This window comes from Micromonospora sp. LOL_015 (genome assembly GCF_048060275.1).
Taxonomy (GTDB): domain Bacteria; phylum Actinomycetota; class Actinomycetes; order Mycobacteriales; family Micromonosporaceae; genus Micromonospora_E.
The window spans coordinates 1-1,457 of record NZ_JBHMIO010000134.1 but is presented as its reverse complement, the minus strand read 5'-3'; the positions used below and the strand labels follow the sequence as shown (position 1 = coordinate 1,457).

Annotated in this window: 1 protein-coding gene; it reads right to left on the bottom strand. The window is 67.5% G+C overall.

What is annotated here, in order from left to right; all coding sequences use genetic code 11:
• Positions 1-30 precede the first annotated feature (30 nt).
• Positions 31-1,359, bottom strand: a complete 1,329-nt coding sequence (locus ACFHWU_RS29120) for an IS4 family transposase (protein WP_416592299.1) — start codon at positions 1,357-1,359, stop codon at positions 31-33.
• Between the last annotated feature and the right edge of the window lie 98 nt (positions 1,360-1,457).

Genomic DNA, 1,457 nt, shown 5'->3' with positions numbered 1-1,457 from the left:
CAACGCCGCTCGGTTAGGGCGGGTGGATGGTTAGCAAGTGTTTGTGATGATGTCGATGGCTATGGTGGCTTTGTAGCTGCGTCGGTCTACGTTGGGTCCGCGGGCTTGGTACTTGGAGTTCGAGCGTTTGATCATGCGGGTCTTCACCCGGATCCGACGCTCAGGTAGCAGGTGGGCCAGGACCGCGCGACCGATTGCGCCGACCAGGTCGATGACGGTGTCGGCGAGGACGCCGGCGGCGTGGGTGACCTGGTCGCGGGCGGCGTTCAGGGCGGTGGTGAAGCTGGCCCGGTCAGGGCTGGTGCCGGGCCGGCTGTCGGTGGCGTCGGTCATGGCGGTACGCAGGATCTGGTAGACGACCAGCAGGGCGTAGACCTCCTGGTCGATGCCGTCGGGAGTACGCGCGCGCAGGACCCGGCCGCCGAGGATGCTGGATTTGATCTCCAGGTAGGCGGTTTCGACCTCCCACCGGCGGTGGTACAGCTTTATCAATTCGCTGGCCGGGTGGTTGCGTGGGTCGAGCAGGGTGGTGATCAGCCGGTAGCCGCCCGTGCGGACGCCGTCGATGGTCTGGACGCTGATCTCAGCGTCGACGACCCGCACCCGTACCGTGCCGATGGTCGACAGCCAGGATCCGTCGTGGTACCGGCGGATCACCGGCAGGCGGCGGCCGTTCTTGCAGCGGATCAGCAGGTCGGCCCTGGTGGCGGCGAGTGTCTGGATGAGGTCGGCGGCGGCGTAGTTGCGGTCGGCCAACAGCAGCATCCCGGCGGCCAGGCTCCGGGCCAGGGAGCGGGCCTGGTCGAGTTCGCTGGTGCCGAGTGGAGCGAACACGGCGTCGATGATCGAGCGGGTGCCGCAGGTCAGCAGGACACTCAGCCGTAGTGCCGGGTAGCCCGCGCCACCGTGGTTACCGCGTTGTTTGCGGTAACGGACCCGGACCGCCTCGGCGTCGGCGACCGACATCGTGGTCCCGTCGATCGCGGTCACCAGCAGGCCCCGCCACCGCACGGCGTGCGTCGCCGTGGTGACCGCCGGGCCGCGCAGCAGATCGAACAAGGCCCGCAACGGCGTCGACCCGAGCCGCTGACGCGCCTCCCGTAACGTGCCTGAGGACGGCTCGGTCAGATCCAGCCCGGTCAGACCGGCGGTCAGTTTCCGCCACACCTGCCCGTAGCCGAGTTCGGCGAACAAGCAGCCTGCCAGGACGAGGTAGACCACGACCCGGGCCGGGAGTAGCCGGATCCGCTGCTGGGTACGACGGGTCGCGGCGAGGACCTCATCGACCATCTCGAAGGGCAGGAACTGGGTCAACTCACCCAGATGACCCGGCGCGAACACACCTGCGGCTACCCGCACCGTCCGGGTTATGGCAATCTGATCGACCAAAGCGGAGTTCCTGGTCTCGAGGCGTCTTGGAGTGACTCACCTCGTTACAGGAACTCCGCTTTCCCATG